Here is an 18808-nt window from a genome sequence, read left to right as displayed (position 1 = left end):
CAATCGGCAATTAGCCCCTGGTAAAAACTTCAAATCGGCGCCTGCACCGCCAGGCAAGGCGCACGAAACAGCTCACCGCACCACAAACCATGCAACGTACGGCGCATCACCAGCACCCAGACCAGCACCAGCTTGGCTGCCAGCAGCAGGCCCACCCAGGTGAAGAAGGCCAGGCCGGTCAACTGTTGCAGGGCAAAGGTGGCCAGGGTGAACACCCCCAGCGGGAAGGTGAACCCCCACCAGCCCAGGTTGAACGGCAATTCACGGCGCATGTAGTGCTGGGTAAACAGACTGGCTGCGACCAACCACCACAGCCCCGCGCCCCACAGCGCCAACCCACCGACCAGGCCCAGTTGCTGCGCCATTTCGGCCGCACCCTGCAACGCGGTGCCCTGCCAGGCCTGCGGCGCCGCTTGCCCCAGGCTGATCAAGCCCAGGCAACCGGTGGCCAGCGGCCCCAGTGGCAGCCAGCTGCTGGCGGCAAAATCCATATCCGGCAACTTGTGTAGGGCCAGGCGCAGCAACACCAGGGCGATCAGGGCAAACGCCAGGCTCAGCGACAAGCCCCACAGCACATAGCCCAGACTCAGCAGCAATTGCCCAGTCTCCGCCGCCAGGTGCGGCGCCAAGGCGGCCGCGCCGCTGGCCACCACTTCGGGTGCGACAATCGGCAGCAGCCAGACCCCGGTCAGGGTTTCCAGCACATGCTTCTGCCGGGTGAACATCAAATAGGGCACGCCAAGCGCAGCGCCCAGGGCCAAGACCAGCGCCAGCCACCACAAGCCATGGGCCAGCGTCACGATGGGCGCACCATGCAGCGGCATGGCAAACAGCAGCAGGCCGTTGATCACCTGCACCAGCCCCATGGGGATCGCGCCGAGAAACATCGACTGCACCGGGTGGTCGAGCATCGGCCACAGCGTGTCGCGAAACAGCAGCAGGCGCGTGGCAAACAGCACACTGAACAGACCAAACAGCAACACCGTCAGCCACCACAGGCCTTCGGCCAGCAGCATCTGCCCAGGGAAAGACAGCGGCAACTTGGCCACCACCTGGGCCAGCACGCCGGTGCCCATGGTCATGGCGAACCAGTTGGGGGTGAATTGACGAACAAAAGCCAGCGGCTCATGCAAACGGGTAAAGGGGCGCAACATCACGGCATTCCTCACAGACAATCGCCACGGGCGATCCATGACTGGGAGGTTAGGCAGAGCCGTGCTATAGGTAAAATACATATAAAAGATATAAGGCATACCTTCTATTTATGAATCTGCACCACCTCAAGGTCTTCCTCGCCATCGCCCAGACCGGCAGCATCAGCGCGGGAGCCGCCCGCCTGTTTATCAGTCAGCCGGCGGTGACCCGCGAGATCCGCGAGCTGGAAGCACGACTGCGCTTGCCACTGTTCGACCGACAAAGCCGTGGCGTCACCCTGACCGCCGCCGGGCAACGCCTGCTGCCTTATGCCGAGCGCATCTTTGCCTTGGAGCAAGCCGCCGAGCGCGACCTGCAGGCCTTCGCCAACCTCGGCTGCGGCGAGTTGCACCTGGGCGCCAGCGCCACCCTGGGCAGCTACCTGCTGCCAGCGCTGATCGCGGCCTTTCATCAGCAGTACCCCGACCTGCAACTGAGCCTGCAGATCGACAACACCGCGGCCTGCCTGCAACAACTGGAAGACAACGCCATCACCCTGGCCTTTATCGAAGGACCATTCACCGCGGAACAGTTCAACCACCGCCACTTGGGCACGGATGCATTGCTGCCCGTCGCCAGCCCCAAGCATCCGCTGGCCAAGCAGGCGAGCGTCAGCCCGGTTGAACTGGCCGACGCCGCCCTGCTGATCCGCGAGCAGGGCTCCGGCACCCGCGCCAGCCTGGAGCAGGCTTACCAGGCACTCGGCCTGCAGCCGCGCATCGCCATGGCCCTGGGCAACAGTGAGGCGCTGAAACGCAGCCTGCTGGCCGGCCAAGCCGTGGCCTGGATTTCCGAACTGGCAGTGCAGGAGGAGCTGCGCAGCGGGCAGCTGTGCCATCTGCCCGTGCGCGACTTACAGATCAGCCGTGACCTGCATGCCATCTGGCGCCGCGAACACAGCCTGAGTCCCGCAGCGAACGCACTGCTGGAACAGGTCGAGCAGGCACTGAGTACCAGCAAGGGCAATATCAAAACTTTTTGATATTGCCCTTGCTGGATAAAAAGTGACCGACTAGACTGCCCAGCCTATGAATATGCGCGCCGCCCATCTGGCCTTCGAGCCCGTCGATGCCCTCGCTGCCCTGTGCAAGGCCAGCGGCGATGCGTTGCGTCTGAATATTCTGCGCGCCCTGGCCAACGACTCGTTCGGCGTACTGGAGCTGGCGCAGATCTTCGCCACCGGTCAATCCGGCATCAGCCACCACCTCAAGGTGCTGGCCCAGGCCGGGTTGGTGGCAACCCGCCGTGAAGGCAATGCAATTTTCTACCGCCGCGCCCTGGCGCAGAGCGAACAGCTGGGCAGTCGCCTGCACAATGCCTTGCTCGAAGAAATCGACAGCCTGCAATTGCCGGCCGAGGTGCAAGGGCGGATTGCCGAAGTGCATGGCCAACGCGCCGCCGCCAGCCAGGAATTCTTCGCCCGTACGGCAGCGAGCTTCCAGGCTCAGCAGGACCTGATCGCCGGCCTGCCACAGTACCGCGACAGCGTACTGGCGCTGCTCGACTCCCTGGAGTTTGCCGACGCAGCCTGCGCCGTGGAAATCGGCCCCGGCGACGGCGGTTTTCTCCCGGACCTGGCACAGCGCTTCCAGCAGGTGCTGGCGCTGGACAACAGCGCGGCGATGCTCGAACTGGCGCGCCTGCGCTGTGAGCAAGAAGGACTGGGCAATGTTCAGCTGCAACTGGCCGACGCCCTGCAGGACGACTACCCGGCCGCCGATTGCCTGGTGCTGAACATGGTGCTGCACCATTTCGCCGCCCCGGCCGAGGCGCTCAAACAGCTGGCGCAACGCTTAAAACCCGGCGGCAGCCTGCTGATCACCGAACTGTGCAGCCACAACCAGAGCTGGGCCCGCGAGGCCTGCGGCGACCTGTGGCTGGGCTTCGAACAGGACGACCTGGCGCGCTGGGCCAGCGCAGCCGGCCTCAACACCTGCGAAAGCCTCTATGTGGGCTTGCGCAACGGCTTCCAGATTCAGGTGCGGCACTTCGCCAAACCCTCAATAACTCATGGCCTCCGGGCTGCAATTACCGGTCACCAACAGGAACCCGCACGATGAGCGAATACTCCCTCTTTACCTCCGAGTCCGTATCCGAAGGCCATCCGGACAAGATCGCCGACCAGATCTCCGATGCGGTGCTGGACGCCATCATCACCCAGGACAAACACGCCCGCGTGGCCGTGGAAACCCTGGTCAAGACCGGCGTCGCCATCGTCGCCGGCGAAGTCACCACCAGCGCCTGGGTCGACCTGGAGCAGATCGTCCGTGACGTGATCTGCGACATCGGCTACACCAGCTCCGACGTCGGCTTCGACGGTGCCACCTGTGGCGTGATGAACATCATTGGCAAGCAGTCCCCGGACATCAACCAGGGTGTCGACCGCGCCAAGCCGGAAGACCAGGGTGCCGGCGACCAGGGCCTGATGTTCGGCTACGCCAGCAACGAAACTGACGTGCTGATGCCGGCACCAATCTGCTTCAGCCACCGTCTGGTGCAGCGCCAGGCCGAGGCGCGCAAATCCGGCCTGCTGCCATGGCTGCGTCCGGACGCCAAGAGCCAGGTCACCTGCCAGTACGAAAACGGCAAAGTGGTCGGCATCGACGCCGTGGTGCTGTCCACCCAGCACAACCCGGAAGTGTCGCTGGCCGACCTGCGTGAAGGCGTGATGGAGCTGATCATCAAGCACGCCCTGCCGGCCGAGCTGCTGCACAAGGACACCCAGTTCCACATCAACCCGACCGGCAACTTCGTGATCGGCGGGCCGGTGGGTGACTGCGGCCTGACCGGGCGCAAGATCATCGTCGACTCCTACGGCGGCATGGCCCGTCACGGTGGCGGCGCGTTCTCCGGCAAGGACCCATCCAAGGTTGACCGTTCGGCGGCCTACGCCGGTCGTTACGTGGCGAAAAACATCGTTGCCGCCGGCCTGGCCGACCGTTGTGAGATTCAGGTGTCCTACGCCATCGGCGTTGCCCTGCCGACCTCCATCTCGATCAACACCTTCGGCACCCACAAAATCGCCGAAGACAAGATCATCAAGCTGGTGCGCGAAGTATTCGACCTGCGTCCGTACGCCATCACCAAGATGCTCGACCTGCTGCATCCGATGTACCAGGAGACAGCCGCCTACGGCCACTTCGGCCGTACGCCGCAGCAGAAGACCGTTGGCAACGACACCTTCAGCACCTTCACCTGGGAGAAGACCGACAAGGTCGCCGACCTGCGCGCCGCTGCCGGTCTGTAAGCTCAGCGCAACAGCCGAAGCCCCGCCTTGTGCGGGGCTTTTTCTTGCCTGCAATTCGGCCCGCCGAGGCAAAAGCGACTAGGCTAAGTGGGCCATCTGCCGAGCAAGGACGCTCACGATGAACGCCCGCATTGCCTGTCTGCTGCTGTTCTGCAACCCTCTCTGGGCCGCCTGCCCCGACTGGCCAGCCAGCCGCGCCGAACGCGAACTCAATGCCCTGAGCCAACAACTGGCCGCATGGGACGATGCTTACCACCGCCAGGGGCAAAGCCCGGTCGCCGACGAGCTGTATGACCAGGCCAGCAGCACGTTGCAGCACTGGCGCAGCTGCTTCCCCACATCCCACAGTGCAACTGATAACCCACTGGCCAGCAGCGCCGGGCCGCAGCCACACCCGGTGGCCCACACCGGTCTGCGCAAGCTGCCGGACAAACACGCTGTCGCGCGCTGGATCGCCAACCGCGATGAGCTGTGGATTCAGCCCAAGGTCGATGGTGTGGCTGTCAGCCTGGTGTATCGCCAGGGTCGCTTGCAGCAACTGATCAGTCGCGGCGACGGCCTCCAGGGGCAGGACTGGACCGCTCTGGCCCGCCAGCTGCCAGCAATTCCCGTCGAGTTGCCTTCGGCGCTGAACCTGACTCTGCAAGGCGAGCTGTACTGGCGCATGCCAGCACATATCCAGCATAAACAGGGCAGCCAGGGCGCACGCAGCAAGGTGGCAGGTCTTATGAACCGGCAGACGCTGAGCGGCGAGGACGCCGCAGGTATTGGCCTGTTTGTCTGGGACTGGCCCGACGGTCCGGCCAGCATGCTGGAGCGCCTGCAACAATTGAATGCGTTGGGCTTTGCCGACAGTGCCCGGTTCAGCCAGCCGATTCGCAGCGTAGCCGACGCCACGCGCTGGCGCGAGCAGTGGTACCGCAACGCCCTGCCCTTCGCCAGTGACGGGGTAGTCCTGCGCCAGGGCCAGCGTCCGCAGGCGGCGCGCTGGCAAGCGCAACCGCCACACTGGGCAGTGGCCTGGAAATACCCGGTCAGTCAGGCCCTCGCTGTGGTGCAAGCGGTGGACTTTCGCATCGGCCGCAGCGGACGCATCACCCCACTGCTGCGCGTGCAGCCGGTAAAACTGGATGACCGGCGTATCGAATACGTCAGCGCCAACTCACTGCAGCGCTGGCAGGCACTGGACATTCGCCCCGGTGATCAGGTGGTGATCCGTCTGTCCGGGCTGACCATCCCGGTGCTCGACAGTGTGCTCTGGCAAACCCAGGAGCGCGCTACCCTGCAGGTGCCGGATGCACGCGCCTACCACGCCCTGAGCTGCTGGCAGGCCAGCGCCGGGTGCGCCAGCCAGTTTCGCGCACGCCTGACCTGGCTTAGCGGCAAACAGGGTCTGGCCCTGCCTGGGGTCGGCCCCGGCACCTGGGAAAAGCTGTTGCAGGCGGGAAAGATCAACGGCCTGCTGGACTGGCTGGATTTGTCCCCCGAACAACTGAGCCGCATACCCGGTTTCGGCCCACGCAGTGCAGCGGCTGTGCAGCAGAGTTTTCAGCTGGCCCGCACACGTCCACAGCAGGCCTGGCTGCGTGCACTCGGCGTACCGCCACAGGTGCCATTGGATGCCGACTGGGACAGCCTGGCTCAGCGCAGTGCCGTCGACTGGCAACGTCAACCGGGTATCGGCGCACACCGCGCGGCTCAACTGGTGGCCTTCTTCCAACATCCCGAGGTCCGGGCGCTACAGGCACGCTTGCGCGCCGCACAGCTTGCCGGGCTCTAAAACGCGCGAAACTCTTCGTGACAGGCCTTGCAGCTGTCTTCGACACGCTGCATCGGCGCGACCAGTGCAGCCGCTGTTAAGGGTTTGCTGGCAGTCTCGGTCACCAGCGCCGCCGTGCTGGCTTCCATGGCCTGGGCCAGTTCCTGAAAGCGCGCCTGGCGTTGCCAGACTTCATCCTTGGCGCGGCTTTCACCGCCCTCTTCTTCGCGTACCTGCGGGAAGTGCTGCCAAGGCTTGCGCGTCAGCTGATCCAACTCGGCAGCGCCCGCCACAAACGCCTGCTCCTTGAACGGCAGACGGCCACGTAACATGCCGCCGAGGTCTTCGCTGACCTTGAGCATCTGCTTGAACAATGCCTGCCGCTGACCTTGTGGCGAATTGGGATCGACACCGCCGCAGCCACTTAGAGCCAGCGCCAGTACAACCAGGAACAGGGTTTTAAGCTTCATAACACCTTCACTGCCAACAACCGGGTGGATAACGGGCGACAGTATCGCCACCCGTCCGCCACCGGCCAAGCGTGGTGTTTTGCCGCAGATGTCAGAAGCCGCGCGGGGGCTGCTGCGCAGAGGTTACGCGGAGACCACAAACAGACTGACGATCAGCGCCATCCCGGCAAACCACACCAGCGAACGGATCGGCCCCCAGTCGGCCAGATAGCAGAGGAAATACGCCAACCGGCTGGCCACGAAGGCCATGGCCAGCTGATCCAGCAGCGCCTGCTCGGCACCACCGGCCTGGTGAGCGATGATCACTGCTGCGGCGAATGCCGGCGTCACCTCGAAACCGTTGAGTTGGGCGTTATTGGCCCGCTTGCGCCAGCCTTCCAGTCCGGAGAGAAAAGCCCGCGGATCACTGTTGGCACGCGGCCCGTAACCGGCACCGAGGAACTTGGCGCTGGCGGTGGCCAGGTAAGGCAGGACAATGGCAATCAACACGCACCAGTAGGCAAGAGTCATGGACGCTCCAGAGAGGGGATAGTGAGAGCTGCAGCCTGGCGCAGATACGCCGCCAGGGCGATGGCTGAACTGGCCAGAACACACGGCGCTCCAGCCAATTGCCCCGACAGAAAGCCTTGGGCTTATGCATCAGGCTGGCTATACTTCGCCAGCTTCATGTGACCGGCTCAGCTCCGGTCGCTCCCGCCACCTGTCCGAGGGGCGCTGCAGCATGCGGTAAGTCTGTTTTGAATCCTCAAGCCTCGCATTCCAGCAATGCAATCAGGCGGATTCAAATCAACCTTCCGCCTGTCAGGCTCGGATGGGGCGTTAACCATACGCATCAACGGCGCCCATTCGCAGACAACGAATGGAGTGCTATTGCATGTCTTTCAATGATTTCAAAGTCGCCGACATTTCCCTGGCCGAGTGGGGCCGCAAAGAGCTGATCATCGCCGAATCCGAGATGCCGGCACTGATGGGCCTGCGCCGCAAATACGCCGCCAGCCAACCGCTGAAAGGCGCGAAGATCATCGGCTGCATCCACATGACCATCCAGACCGGCGTGCTGATCGAGACGCTGACCGCTCTGGGCGCCGAAGTGCGCTGGTCCAGCTGCAACATCTTCTCCACCCAGGATCAGGCCGCTGCTGCCATCGCCGCTGCCGGCATCCCGGTGTTCGCCTGGAAAGGCGAGACCGAAGAAGAGTACGAATGGTGCATCGAGCAGACCATCCTCAAGGACGGCCAGCCGTGGGACGCCAACATGGTGCTGGACGACGGCGGTGATCTGACCGAAATCCTGCACAAGAAATACCCGCAGATGCTCGAGCGCATCCACGGCGTCACCGAAGAAACCACCACCGGTGTGCACCGTCTGCTCGACATGCTCAAGGCCGGCACCCTGAAAGTCCCGGCGATCAACGTCAACGACGCCGTGACCAAGAGCAAGAACGACAACAAGTACGGTTGCCGCCACAGCCTCAATGACGCCATCAAGCGCGGCACCGACCACCTGCTGTCGGGCAAGCAGGCGCTGGTCATCGGCTACGGTGACGTGGGCAAGGGCTCGGCCCAGTCGCTGCGTCAGGAAGGCATGATCGTCAAGGTTTCCGAGATCGACCCGATCTGCGCCATGCAGGCCTGCATGGACGGCTTCGAGCTGGTTTCGCCTTACATCGACGGCATCAACGATGGCACCGAAGCCAGCGTCGACGCTGCGCTGCTGGGCAAGATCGACCTGATCGTCACCACCACCGGTAACGTCAACGTCTGCGACGCCGGCATGCTCAAAGCCCTGAAGAAGCGCGCCGTGGTGTGCAACATCGGTCACTTCGATAACGAGATCGACACCGCCTTCATGCGCAAGAACTGGGCGTGGGAAGAGGTCAAACCGCAGGTGCACAAGATTCACCGCACCGGTGCCGGCAGCTTCGATCCGACCAACGATGACTACCTGATCCTGCTGGCCGAAGGCCGTCTGGTGAACCTGGGCAACGCCACTGGCCACCCGAGCCGCATCATGGATGGCTCGTTCGCCAACCAGGTGCTGGCGCAGATTTTCCTGTACGAGCAGAAATTCGCTGATCTGTCGGCCGAGAAGAAGGCCGAGCGCCTGACTGTGGAAGTGCTACCGAAGAAGCTCGACGAAGAAGTGGCGCTGGAAATGGTCAAGGGCTTCGGTGGCGTGGTCACCCAGCTGACCAAGCAGCAGGCCGAGTACATCGGCGTGACCGTGGAAGGCCCGTTCAAGCCGGACGCTTACCGCTACTAATGCGTAGGGTGGGTAAGCCCAAGGCTTATCCACCGCCGACTTCCCGCAAGGTGGATGGCTGCACGCCATCCACCCTACGTCTCCAAGGCTAGAAACCCTATGAGCCAAGAACGCCGTTACAGCTTCGAGTTCTTCCCCACCAAGACCGAAGCCGGGCATGAAAAACTGATGAATGTGGCGCGCCAACTGGCGACCTACAACCCCGATTTTTTCTCCTGCACCTATGGTGCCGGTGGCTCCACCCGCGACCGCACGCTCAATACCGTACTGCAGCTGAATAACGATGTCGGTGTCAGCACGGCCCCGCACCTGTCCTGCGTGGGCGACAGCAAGGCCGAGCTGCGCGAGCTGCTGACCCTGTACAAGAATTCTGGCATCAAGCGCATTGTCGCCCTGCGTGGCGACCTGCCGTCCGGCATGGGCATGGCCAGCGGCGAGCTGCGCCATGCCAATGAACTGGTCGAGTTCATCCGCAGCGAGACCGGCGATCACTTCCATATTGAAGTCGCTGCCTACCCGGAAATGCACCCGCAGGCACGCAATTTCGAAGACGACATCGCCAACTTCGTGCGCAAGGCCAAAGCCGGCGCGGATAGTGCGATCACCCAGTATTTCTTCAACGCCGACTGCTACTTCTACTTTGTCGACCGCGTACGCAAGCTGGGTGTGGACATTCCGGTGGTGCCGGGCATCATGCCGATCACCAACTACAGCAAGCTGGCGCGCTTCTCCGACGCCTGCGGTGCGGAAATCCCACGCTGGGTGCGCAAGCAATTGGAAGCCTACGGTGACGACACCGACAGCATCCAGGCGTATGGCGAGCAGGTCATCACTGAAATGTGTGAACGCCTGCTGCAAGGCGGCGCTCCGGGCCTGCACTTCTACAGCATGAACCAGGCCGAACCGAGCTTGGCGATCTGGAACAACCTCAAGCTGCCACGCTGAGGGGCTTTACCTCGTCCATGGACACCCCAGGTGCCATGGACGCTTCCCGCGACACTCTCCTCAGCTGTGACTTCAACAGCACACCCTGCCTCAGACATATCCTGCAGCGACTCAATACCGCCGCCTACTTGACCACAAGGTCAACCCTGCATAGCTTGAAGCTCAAGACCACCATGGAGTTGCTCAATGGTCAGCAGAAAAACCATCAACGCGTCCGTCACCCCCAAAGGCAGCCTGGAAACCCTCTCGCAGCGTGAAGTGCAACAACTGCGCGAAACCGGTTCCGGCAGCGTCTATGCACTGTTCCGCCAATGCGCCCTGGCCATCCTCAACACCGGCTCGCACAGCGACAACGCCAAGACCATTCTGGAAGCCTACCCGGACTTCGAAATCAGCATCCTGCAGCAGGATCGCGGCATCCGCCTGGAACTGTTCAACGCCCCGGCCGACGCTTTCGTCGATGGCGAAATGATCGCCAGCACCCGCGAAATGCTGTTCAGCGCCCTGCGTGACATCGTCTATACGCAGAGCGAGCTGGAGAACCAGCGCATCGATTTCAGCAGTTCCCAGGGCATCACCGATTACGTTTTCCATCTGCTACGTAACGCCCACACCCTGCGCGCCGGTGTCGAGCCGAAGATCGTGGTGTGCTGGGGCGGCCATTCGATCAGCACCGAGGAATACAAGTACACCAAGAAAGTCGGCCACGAACTCGGCCTGCGCGGGCTGGACATCTGCACCGGCTGCGGCCCTGGCGTAATGAAAGGGCCGATGAAAGGCGCGACCATCTCCCACGCCAAACAGCGCAACGTGCATGGCCGCTACCTGGGCCTGACCGAGCCGGGAATCATCGCCGCCGAAGCGCCCAATCCGATCGTTAACGAGCTGGTGATCCTGCCGGATATCGAGAAGCGTCTGGAGGCCTTCGTCCGCGTCGGCCACGGCATCATCATCTTCCCTGGCGGCGCCGGCACAGCAGAGGAGCTGCTGTATTTCCTCGGCATCCTCATGCACCCGGACAACCAGAACATCCCCTTCCCACTGATCATGACCGGGCCACGCAGCGCCGCTGCCTACCTGGAACAGCTGCATGAATTTATCGGCGCGACCCTGGGTGAGACGGCGCAACAGCGCTACCGCATCATCATCAACGACCCGGAACAGGTCGCCCGGGAAATGGCTGCGGGGATCAAGGCGGTGAAACAATTCCGCCGCGAACACAACGACGCCTTCCACTTCAACTGGCTGCTGAAGATCGACGAGAGCTTCCAGCACCCATTCGAGCCGACGCACGCCAATATGGCCAGCCTCAAGCTGACCCGCGAGCAGCCGGTGCATGAGCTGGCCGCCAACCTGCGCCGGGCGTTTTCCGGGATTGTCTCGGGCAACGTCAAGGACAAGGGCATCCGCCTGATCGAGCAGCACGGCCCGTATGAAATCAGCGGCGAGCGCGAGATCATGCTGCAACTGGATCGACTGCTGCAGGCCTTCGTCGATCAGCACCGCATGAAACTGCCGGGCAACAGCGCCTATGTGCCCTGCTACAAACTGGTCACCTGAGCCAATCGAAAGCCAAGCACGGCAAACAACCGCTACAGTGAATGCAGGCATCTGCATTCACTGAAGTGAGGTCACCCGCAATGGGCAGATTGTATGCACTGGTATTTCTGCTTTGTCTGAGCAGCATCAGCTACGCCCAACCCCTCAAAGTCTGCACCAATGAATGGCCGCCCTACACCTTGCTGGAAGAGGGGAACGTGCGCGGTATTGACGCTGATCTGTTGCACCTGGTGCTGACCAACCTGGGCGTCAGTTACGAAATCACCCTGGAGCCCTGGCGGCGGTGCCTACGCAAGATGAACGATGGCACGCTGGATATTCTCTTGGATGCCTTCTACAGCGACGAGCGCGCCAAAACCATGATCTTCCCCGGCGAGCCCATGGCCGACAGTGCCATGGTGTTGTTTCATGCCCGCGCCCGCCCACACACCATCAACTCGGTGGACGACCTGGCCGGCCTACGCGTGGGCACGGAACCCGGCTATGCCTACAGCCACTCAGGCTTTGCGAGCGGTACGCACTTCGAGCGCGAAGATGCACCTACGCTGGATGCCAACATCGGCAAGCTCCTTCTGGGGCGGATCGACTTGGTGATCACTGATCGGGCGGTGGGTCTGTTCACCGCCAAGAACATGGGTGTTCAGAATGACATCGCTTACAGCCCGCAACCGCTGTACAGCGATCGCGTGTATGCAGCCTTCAGCCGCCGACCTGCAACTGCCGCCCTGGTGCCGCGTTTTGAAAGCGAGTTGCGCCGGGTTAAACAAACCTCTGAATACACCGCCATCCTGCGCCGTTACCACCAAGAGCGCCCCGCGCAGACCGCCGAGCAGACCGACGCTCGCGCAGACTAGCGGCTCTGTTATACTCGGGCCTTCCCGCCAGGCTTGCGCCCGGATGCTAGCCCCCAGAGGCCAGCAGTACCGGACGGGATTACGCCCCCCAAGCGTGATTCAAGCCTGGCAATACACCCCATAGGGCAGCGCCCTCACTAGACAGGATTACACATGTCCTTTGCCTCCCTCGGTCTCTCCGAGGCTTTAGTCCGTGCAGTAGAAGATGCCGGCTACACCCAACCCACTCCGGTGCAACAGCGGGCTATCCCCGCCGCGTTGCAAGGTCGCGACCTGATGGTGGCGGCCCAGACGGGTACAGGTAAGACGGGCGGTTTTGCCCTGCCGATTCTCGAGCGACTGTTCCCTAACGGTCACCCGGATCGCGAACAACGCCACGGCCCGAAACAACCGCGCGTACTGGTGCTCACCCCTACCCGCGAACTGGCCGCCCAGGTGCACGACAGCTTCAAGCTGTATGCCCGCGATTTGAAATTCGTCAGCGCCTGCATCTTCGGCGGCGTTGGCATGAACCCGCAGATCCAGGCCCTGGCCAAGGGCGTCGACGTGCTGGTGGCCTGCCCCGGCCGCCTGCTCGACCTGGCCAACCAGCGCGCCATCGACCTCTCGCACGTGGAAATCCTCGTGCTCGACGAAGCCGACCGCATGCTCGACATGGGTTTTATCCATGACGTGAAAAAGGTCCTCGCCAAGCTGCCCGCACAACGGCAGAACCTGCTGTTCTCGGCGACCTTCTCCAAGGACATCACCGATCTTGCCAGCAAGTTGCTGCACAACCCGGAGCGCATCGAAGTCACGCCGCCGAACACCACGGTTGAGCGTATCGAACAGCGCATCTTCCGCCTGGCTGCCAGCCACAAGCGCGCCCTGCTCGCCCACCTGATCACCCAGGGCGCCTGGGAGCAAGTGCTGGTGTTTACCCGCACCAAGCACGGCGCCAACCGCCTGGCCGAATACCTCGACAAGCACGGTCTGCCAGCTGTGGCGATCCACGGTAACAAGAGCCAGAACGCCCGCACCAAGGCGCTGGCCGACTTCAAGGCGAACAAGGTACGCATTCTGGTCGCCACCGATATCGCCGCCCGCGGCCTGGATATCGACCAGCTGCCCCACGTGGTCAACTTCGAGTTGCCCAACGTTGAAGAAGACTATGTGCACCGCATCGGCCGTACCGGCCGTGCCGGCCGTAGCGGCGAAGCGATCTCCCTGGTTGCTCCGGACGAAGAGAAGCTGCTCAAAGCCATCGAACGGATGACCAAGCAGAAAATCCCGGATGGCGATTTGCAGGGCTTCGATGCCAGCACCGTTGAGGCCGAGCGTCCGGAAGTGCGCGAGCCGCAGAAGCCGCGTCAACCGCGCGGCGCCAAACCAGAAGGCGAACGCCACGGCGGCGGACGCAAGGACAAAGGCAAGGACAGCGGACGCGATAACAGCCGCAAGCCGCAGGGTAGCCGCGCGCAACAACCTCGCAGTTCGGCCCGCGCAGCTGCACCGGCCGTGCCTGCGTTGCCTCCGGACCGCGCGCCGGACGAGTTCCGCGATGATGACATCGACAACTTCGGCAACCGTGTCGACTACGTCAGCCCGAACCAGAACAAGCAGCAGAACCGTGGCCGTCGGCCCGGTGCACCCGGCACCAACAACGCTAGCGGCCAGGGTGCGCGCGCAGCCAAGCCGCGTAACAATGGTGGCGGCGCCAATTCCGGTGGCCAGGGCCGTCGTCAGGGCGGCGGCGCTCAAGGCGGCCAGGGCCGTAATGGCTCCGGCCGTGCACGCCCACCACGCGACACCCGCACCACCTCGCTTAACCGCGATGAGCTGCCACGTCAGGAAGCTGCGGTGAAAAGCCCGCGCGACAAGCAACCGGTGATCATGCACAAAGGCTCGCGCCTGGACCGCTTCCCGACCCCGGAGCAGCTCGACGAACTGGCGAGTGCACGTCCGCGCGGCGAAAAACCGGCCCTGCTGACGCGCAACCGCGAAGAGTCATAGTCAGCTAGCCGGCCGTTGAAACACAAAACGAAAAACGCCGCCCATTGGGCGGCGTTTTTATTGGCAGGTCTGAACAGGCGGGTTGTGTCCCGCCTGACTGGCTTACTTGCGTACGCCTTCAACCGAGATGATCAGCTCCACTTCCTGAGAAGCCGGGCCGAGGTCTTTCTGGATGTCGAAGTCTTTCAGTTTCAGCTTGGTGCTGCCTTCAAAGCCGGCACGGTAGCCCCCCCATGGGTCTTTGCCTTCGCCGATAAACTTGGCCGCAATCACCACGGGCTTGGTCACGCCGTTGAGGGTCAGGTCGCCGGTGATATCGGCAGTACCTTCACCGGTGGACTTCACCGAAGTGGAGGCAAAGGTCGCCGTCGGGTGCTTGCTGACGTTGAGGAAATCACCGCTGCGCAGGTGCTTGTCGCGCTCGGCATGGTTGGTGTCGACACTGGTGGTGTTCAGGGTGACGTTAACCTTGCTGTCCTGCGGCTTGGCGGCGTCGAAGCTGAAGCTGCCGTCGAAGTCCTTGAACGTACCGTACAACCAGCTGTAACCCAGGTGGCTGATCTTGAAATTGACGAAGGCGTGCTGGCCTTGCTTGTCGATGGCGTAATCGGCCGCCATCGCCTGACCAGCGCCGATCAGTGCGCCACCAAGGGCCAGAGCTACGAGGGTTTTCTTCAACATGGACATACTCCTTGTGAGTGTGGGATGGGGCCAGTCCAGCCCCGGAAACAGCAAACGTAACTAGCAGGCTGTTGAAAAACTACCTGCGTTGCCATTGCGGCGTTAAAAACAGACTCAAAATGCTCATTTACAGCTCGTAAACTCCGCTTTTTCGCCTGTTTTTGCCTTGCACTGGCTGCCTCGCCAACGTTTTTCAACGGCCTGCTAGCGACCGAACATCCGCGTCAGCGTACGGTCGCGATCAATAAAGTGGTGTTTCAGTGCAGCCAGGGCATGCACACCGGCGAAGATCACCAGCGCCCAGGCCAAGTACTCATGCACCAGCCCAGCGACATCTTCCTGATCAGGAATGCTGGTCAGGCTGGCAGGCACTTCAAACAGACCGAAGACTTCGATGCCACGGCCATCGGCAGTGGAAATCAGGTAACCGGAAATCATCAGTACAAACAGCCCCAGGTAGAGAAAGCTGTGACCCAGCTTGCTGCCCAGACGGGTCATCCGCCCATGGTTAGGCAGACTCGCCGGGGGCGGACTGAACCAGCGCCACAACACCCGAAGCAGCATCACGGCAAACAGCACCAGGCCGATGCTCTTGTGCAGATCCGGGGCCGTCTTGTACCAGCCACTGTAGTAATCCAGACCGACCATCCAGTAACCCAGACCAAACAGGCCAAATACGGCCAGCGCCACCAGCCAGTGCATGAGGATGCTGACCAGGCCGTAGTGAGAAGTGCTATTGCGCCATTGCATTGAAAACTTTCCGAAGGAAGAACCAGAACCGCGAGAGGAGCAAGACTAGCAACAAACCTATCGACTAAAAGCGGAATTTTTCGCTTTGAAATATCGAGAAATACGATGCGTCACGCACACCTTAAACTCAGCGAAAATTAGTCCCGCAACACCCGGCAAAGTTCAGCCACCAGACTACAGACGGCACGATAGAGCGGATCAGCGGATGGCTGAGGCAAGCAAACACGGTTGTGCCGTCCATCCGCTGTGGTGCTTCTGATAGGCTTGGTGCAGATGATTGCGAGCCGAGGAAGAAGTAGAGCGATGAGCCTGAATGACCAGTGGATGCAGCGTGACCTGAACGTGCTCTGGCACCCCTGTACGCAAATGAAGGACCACGAACAGCTGCCACTGGTACCGATCAAACGCGGTGAAGGTGTCTGGCTTGAGGACTTCGACGGCAAGCGTTACCTCGATGCGGTCAGCTCCTGGTGGGTCAACGTGTTCGGCCACGCCAACCCGCGGATCAATCAACGCATCAAGGATCAGGTCGATCAGCTGGAGCATGTGATTCTCGCCGGTTTCAGCCATCAGCCGGTGATCGAACTGTCCGAGCGCTTGGTCAAGATGACACCTGCGGGTCTGGACCGGGTGTTCTACGCCGACAACGGTTCCTCGTGTATCGAAGTCGCGCTGAAGATGAGCTTTCACTACTGGCTCAACGTCGACCAACCTGCGAAAAAGCGCTTTATCACCCTCTCCAACAGCTACCACGGCGAAACCATCGCGGCGATGTCGGTGGGCGATGTCGCGCTGTTTACCGATACCTACAAGGCACTGCTGCTCGACACCCTCAAGGTGCCCAGCCCGGACTGTTACCACCGCCCCGAGGGTGTGAGCTGGGAAGAACACTCACGCCTGATGTTCGGCCATATGGAGCAGGCCCTGGCCGAGCATGCTCATGAAGTCGCGGCGGTGATTGTCGAACCGCTGATTCAGGGCGCCGGCGGTATGCGCATGTACCACCCGATCTACCTCAAGCTACTGCGCGAAGCCTGCGACCGCTACGGCGTACACCTGATCCATGACGAGATCGCCGTCGGCTTCGGCCGTACCGGCACGATGTTCGCCTGTGAGCAGGCCGGCATCCGCCCGGACTTCCTCTGCCTCTCGAAAGCCCTGACCGGCGGCTATCTGCCGCTGGCCGCCTGCCTGACCACCAATGAGGTGTATCAGGCGTTCTACGACGACTACTCGACCCTGCGCGCCTTCCTCCACTCGCACAGCTACACCGGCAACCCGCTGGCCTGCGCAGCCGCCCTGGCGACCCTGGATATTTTCGAGCAAGACAATGTGATCGAAGCCAACAAAGCCCTGGCCGCACGAATGGCCAGCGCTACCGCGCACTTGGCCGATCACCCGCATGTCGCCGAAGTACGCCAGACCGGCATGGCCCTGGCCATCGAGATGGTGCAGGACAAGGCCGGCAAGACCGCCTATCCCTGGCAGGAGCGGCGCGGCCTCAAGGTGTTCCAGCACGCCCTGGAGCGCGGCGCGCTGCTGCGGCCACTGGGCAGCGTGGTGTATTTTCTGCCGCCCTACGTGATCACCCCTGAGCAGATCGACTTTCTTGCCGAAGTGGCCAGCGAAGGCATCGACATCGCCACCCGCTCCTCGGTCAGCGTGGCGCAGGGCAATGCCAACTATCCTGGGTTTCGCGATCCGGGCTAAATACAGCCGCAGGGTGGATGACGCTCACCCATCCACCATTGCGCTATTTCGGTGGATGAAAAGATCGCTACGGATATCCATGCGCACGGCGCACCCTAAGGCTAAAATTCGCGCCTTTATTCCAGGTTCACTTTTATGCGCCTATCCCGTTTCTTTATCGATGCCCCCCTCGCCCTCGGCCAGCACGAGCTGCCGGAAGCCCAGGCACACTATATCGGCCGTGTGCTGCGGCATGCCGTGGGCGATGCGGTGCAATTGTTCGATGGCAGTGGCCAGGAATACCGCGGCGAGCTTATCGAAGTGGGCAAGAAAAGCGTGCGTGTCGAGTTACGTGAAGCCTTTGCCGGACAGGCCGAATCACCGCTGCATATTCATCTGGGTCAGGGCCTGTCACGAGGCGAACGCATGGATTGGGCGATTCAGAAGGCGACCGAGCTGGGTGCCAACGATATCAGCCTGATCGTCAGCGAACGCTGCGAAGTGCGCCTCAAGGATGAACGCGCCGACAAGCGCATGGCGCACTGGCGGCAGGTGGCGATCAGCGCCTGCGAGCAATGCGGCCGCTCGGTGCTGCCGATCATTCACCCGCCCACCAGCCTCGCAGACTGGCTGACGCAGGTATCGGCCGACCTCAAGCTGGTGCTGCACCCGGTCGCCGAGCCCTGGGCCAGTCATCCGCAACCACAGTCGCTGGCCTTTCTGATCGGCCCGGAAGGCGGCCTGAGTGACAGCGAAGTAAGTCAGGCGAAAGCCCAGGGTTTTCACGCCGCGCGCCTCGGCCCACGGGTGCTGCGTACGGAAACCGCGCCGGTCGTCGCCTTGAGCGTGGCGCAGCAGTTGTGGGGCGATTTCTAGATAAGTGTGCGCCCAAGAAAAAGCCCGCAGATGCGGGCTTTTTCCTACAGAAACCGTCAGATCAATCCAGCATCCGCCAGCTTCTGCTCCAGACCGATCAGATCCGGAATTTTCAGCACGGCGTCACCGAACTGCACCGCATCCAACTCCAGCGGCGCCAGATCGACATCCGCACGCAGCAGATCGCTACCGACCTTGATCGAGCGCGGAATACCCTGCACCAGTACAGCAATGAACTTGACGCTAGGCCGGCCACCCAGGGCGTTGATTACCGCCACCCGTGAGCCGGGACTGATGCTGGCCTGACCATCCGATGCGGCCTCGAACGACAACAGCGGCAGGCGCAGATCACGCCAGGCAATTTGCCCGAGAAACCAGCTGGGCAGGCCTTCGCTGACCTGTGGCGCGCGATAAGGGATCAGCTCGGCCACCGCGACGTTGGGCAGCAGCAGAGTACGGTCAGTCAGCGGCATCAACAGGCCGGTCAGGCTGTTGGCGCTGTTCTGGTTGGCGACGGCTTGGCTCATG

General features: G+C 62.2%; 17 protein-coding genes and 1 riboswitch. Of the genes, 11 read left to right on the top strand and 6 right to left on the bottom strand.

Translation table 11 applies throughout. The features are described from left to right. Positions 1 to 29: 29 nt before the first annotated feature. Positions 30 to 1154, bottom strand: a complete 1125-nt coding sequence (locus ACOCLD_RS04825; protein WP_422911049.1) for a TDT family transporter — start codon at positions 1152 to 1154, stop codon at positions 30 to 32. A 110-nt stretch (positions 1155 to 1264) separates the two neighbouring features. Here ACOCLD_RS04825 and ACOCLD_RS04820 point away from each other — a divergent pair, with 110 nt between their 5' ends. The 4 genes from ACOCLD_RS04820 to ligB all read left to right on the top strand — a co-directional run bounded on the left by ACOCLD_RS04820 (position 1265) and on the right by ligB (position 6221). Then, positions 1265 to 2176 carry a LysR family transcriptional regulator gene (locus tag ACOCLD_RS04820; protein WP_422911048.1) on the top strand — a complete coding sequence of 304 codons (912 nt, stop codon included), beginning with the start codon at positions 1265 to 1267 and terminating at the stop codon, positions 2174 to 2176. A 46-nt stretch (positions 2177 to 2222) separates the two neighbouring features. After that, entirely contained in the window at positions 2223 to 3254 is a 1032-nt protein-coding gene (locus ACOCLD_RS04815) for an ArsR/SmtB family transcription factor (RefSeq protein WP_422911047.1), read from the top strand. Beyond that, positions 3251 to 4441 carry a methionine adenosyltransferase gene (gene metK, locus ACOCLD_RS04810; RefSeq protein ID WP_422911046.1) on the top strand — a complete coding sequence of 397 codons (1191 nt, stop codon included), beginning with the start codon at positions 3251 to 3253 and terminating at the stop codon, positions 4439 to 4441. The genes ACOCLD_RS04815 and metK overlap by 4 nt, the downstream gene beginning before the upstream one ends. Before the next feature lie 118 nt (positions 4442 to 4559). Then, entirely contained in the window at positions 4560 to 6221 is a 1662-nt protein-coding gene (ligB, locus tag ACOCLD_RS04805; RefSeq protein WP_422911045.1) for an NAD-dependent DNA ligase LigB, read from the top strand. Here ligB and ACOCLD_RS04800 read toward each other — a convergent pair. Together ACOCLD_RS04800 and ACOCLD_RS04795 are read right to left on the bottom strand one after the other, a co-directional pair. Continuing rightward, on the bottom strand, positions 6218 to 6670 hold the full coding sequence (locus tag ACOCLD_RS04800; protein ID WP_422911044.1) for a c-type cytochrome: 453 nt from the start codon (positions 6668 to 6670) through the stop codon (positions 6218 to 6220). The two genes, ligB and ACOCLD_RS04800, sit on opposite strands and share 4 nt — an antisense overlap. 123 nt (positions 6671 to 6793) lie before the next feature. Then, positions 6794 to 7180, bottom strand: coding sequence for an MAPEG family protein (locus ACOCLD_RS04795; protein WP_422911043.1), 387 nt, complete (start codon positions 7178 to 7180; stop codon positions 6794 to 6796). A gap of 190 nt (positions 7181 to 7370) precedes the next feature. Continuing rightward, positions 7371 to 7521: riboswitch (S-adenosyl-L-homocysteine riboswitch) on the top strand. A 23-nt stretch (positions 7522 to 7544) separates the two neighbouring features. Here ACOCLD_RS04795 and ahcY point away from each other — a divergent pair. The 5 genes from ahcY to ACOCLD_RS04770 all read left to right on the top strand — a co-directional run bounded on the left by ahcY (position 7545) and on the right by ACOCLD_RS04770 (position 14284). Further along, the gene (ahcY, locus tag ACOCLD_RS04790; protein ID WP_422911042.1) at positions 7545 to 8933 is read left to right on the top strand and encodes an adenosylhomocysteinase; all 1389 of its coding nucleotides are present in this window, start codon (positions 7545 to 7547) and stop codon (positions 8931 to 8933) included. Between the two features lie 99 nt (positions 8934 to 9032). Further along, complete coding sequence (gene metF / locus ACOCLD_RS04785; protein ID WP_422911041.1) at positions 9033 to 9878, top strand: methylenetetrahydrofolate reductase [NAD(P)H]; 846 nt, start codon at positions 9033 to 9035, stop codon at positions 9876 to 9878. A 186-nt stretch (positions 9879 to 10064) separates the two neighbouring features. Further along, a complete protein-coding gene (gene ppnN, locus ACOCLD_RS04780; RefSeq protein WP_257776780.1) occupies positions 10065 to 11438 on the top strand; it encodes a nucleotide 5'-monophosphate nucleosidase PpnN in 1374 nt (457 codons plus the stop codon). Between the two features lie 80 nt (positions 11439 to 11518). Next, the gene (locus tag ACOCLD_RS04775) at positions 11519 to 12292 is read left to right on the top strand and encodes a substrate-binding periplasmic protein (RefSeq protein ID WP_422911040.1); all 774 of its coding nucleotides are present in this window, start codon (positions 11519 to 11521) and stop codon (positions 12290 to 12292) included. A 153-nt stretch (positions 12293 to 12445) separates the two neighbouring features. Next, complete coding sequence (locus ACOCLD_RS04770; RefSeq protein ID WP_422911039.1) at positions 12446 to 14284, top strand: DEAD/DEAH box helicase; 1839 nt, start codon at positions 12446 to 12448, stop codon at positions 14282 to 14284. Between the two features lie 102 nt (positions 14285 to 14386). Here ACOCLD_RS04770 and ACOCLD_RS04765 read toward each other — a convergent pair whose 3' ends face one another. Next, a complete protein-coding gene (locus ACOCLD_RS04765) occupies positions 14387 to 14965 on the bottom strand; it encodes a YceI family protein (RefSeq protein ID WP_257776777.1) in 579 nt (192 codons plus the stop codon). A 204-nt stretch (positions 14966 to 15169) separates the two neighbouring features. Continuing rightward, on the bottom strand, positions 15170 to 15715 hold the full coding sequence (locus ACOCLD_RS04760) for a cytochrome b (RefSeq protein WP_422911038.1): 546 nt from the start codon (positions 15713 to 15715) through the stop codon (positions 15170 to 15172). A 303-nt stretch (positions 15716 to 16018) separates the two neighbouring features. On the opposite strand from ACOCLD_RS04760, the gene ACOCLD_RS04755 reads away from it, so the two are divergent. Continuing rightward, positions 16019 to 17425 carry an adenosylmethionine--8-amino-7-oxononanoate transaminase gene (locus ACOCLD_RS04755; RefSeq protein ID WP_422911037.1) on the top strand — a complete coding sequence of 469 codons (1407 nt, stop codon included), beginning with the start codon at positions 16019 to 16021 and terminating at the stop codon, positions 17423 to 17425. Positions 17426 to 17560: 135 nt separating this feature from the next. Then, a complete protein-coding gene (locus ACOCLD_RS04750) occupies positions 17561 to 18280 on the top strand; it encodes a 16S rRNA (uracil(1498)-N(3))-methyltransferase (RefSeq protein ID WP_422911036.1) in 720 nt (239 codons plus the stop codon). A 56-nt stretch (positions 18281 to 18336) separates the two neighbouring features. Here the strand turns inward: ACOCLD_RS04750 and ACOCLD_RS04745 are convergent, their stop codons facing one another. Then, complete coding sequence (locus tag ACOCLD_RS04745) at positions 18337 to 18807, bottom strand: chemotaxis protein CheW (RefSeq protein WP_422911035.1); 471 nt, start codon at positions 18805 to 18807, stop codon at positions 18337 to 18339. Position 18808 lies beyond the last annotated feature (1 nt).

The organism is Pseudomonas cimarronensis, from assembly GCF_049331905.1.
GTDB lineage: Bacteria > Pseudomonadota > Gammaproteobacteria > Pseudomonadales > Pseudomonadaceae > Aquipseudomonas.
This window is presented reverse-complemented; position numbering and strand designations above follow the sequence as displayed.

What these genes read in the sequence shown, in the direction of transcription:
- ACOCLD_RS04825 (WP_422911049.1), bottom strand. Translation starts at nt 1,154, where the DNA reads ATGTTGCGCCCCTTTACCCGTTTGCATGAGCCGCTGGCTTTTGTTCGT.
- ACOCLD_RS04820 (WP_422911048.1), top strand. Translation starts at nt 1,265, where the DNA reads ATGAATCTGCACCACCTCAAGGTCTTCCTCGCCATCGCCCAGACCGGC.
- ACOCLD_RS04815 (WP_422911047.1), top strand. Translation starts at nt 2,223, where the DNA reads ATGAATATGCGCGCCGCCCATCTGGCCTTCGAGCCCGTCGATGCCCTC.
- metK (WP_422911046.1), top strand. Translation starts at nt 3,251, where the DNA reads ATGAGCGAATACTCCCTCTTTACCTCCGAGTCCGTATCCGAAGGCCAT.
- ligB (WP_422911045.1), top strand. Translation starts at nt 4,560, where the DNA reads ATGAACGCCCGCATTGCCTGTCTGCTGCTGTTCTGCAACCCTCTCTGG.
- ACOCLD_RS04800 (WP_422911044.1), bottom strand. Translation starts at nt 6,670, where the DNA reads ATGAAGCTTAAAACCCTGTTCCTGGTTGTACTGGCGCTGGCTCTAAGT.
- ACOCLD_RS04795 (WP_422911043.1), bottom strand. Translation starts at nt 7,180, where the DNA reads ATGACTCTTGCCTACTGGTGCGTGTTGATTGCCATTGTCCTGCCTTAC.
- ahcY (WP_422911042.1), top strand. Translation starts at nt 7,545, where the DNA reads ATGTCTTTCAATGATTTCAAAGTCGCCGACATTTCCCTGGCCGAGTGG.
- metF (WP_422911041.1), top strand. Translation starts at nt 9,033, where the DNA reads ATGAGCCAAGAACGCCGTTACAGCTTCGAGTTCTTCCCCACCAAGACC.
- ppnN (WP_257776780.1), top strand. Translation starts at nt 10,065, where the DNA reads ATGGTCAGCAGAAAAACCATCAACGCGTCCGTCACCCCCAAAGGCAGC.
- ACOCLD_RS04775 (WP_422911040.1), top strand. Translation starts at nt 11,519, where the DNA reads ATGGGCAGATTGTATGCACTGGTATTTCTGCTTTGTCTGAGCAGCATC.
- ACOCLD_RS04770 (WP_422911039.1), top strand. Translation starts at nt 12,446, where the DNA reads ATGTCCTTTGCCTCCCTCGGTCTCTCCGAGGCTTTAGTCCGTGCAGTA.
- ACOCLD_RS04765 (WP_257776777.1), bottom strand. Translation starts at nt 14,965, where the DNA reads ATGTTGAAGAAAACCCTCGTAGCTCTGGCCCTTGGTGGCGCACTGATC.
- ACOCLD_RS04760 (WP_422911038.1), bottom strand. Translation starts at nt 15,715, where the DNA reads ATGCAATGGCGCAATAGCACTTCTCACTACGGCCTGGTCAGCATCCTC.
- ACOCLD_RS04755 (WP_422911037.1), top strand. Translation starts at nt 16,019, where the DNA reads ATGAGCCTGAATGACCAGTGGATGCAGCGTGACCTGAACGTGCTCTGG.
- ACOCLD_RS04750 (WP_422911036.1), top strand. Translation starts at nt 17,561, where the DNA reads ATGCGCCTATCCCGTTTCTTTATCGATGCCCCCCTCGCCCTCGGCCAG.
- ACOCLD_RS04745 (WP_422911035.1), bottom strand. Translation starts at nt 18,807, where the DNA reads ATGAGCCAAGCCGTCGCCAACCAGAACAGCGCCAACAGCCTGACCGGC.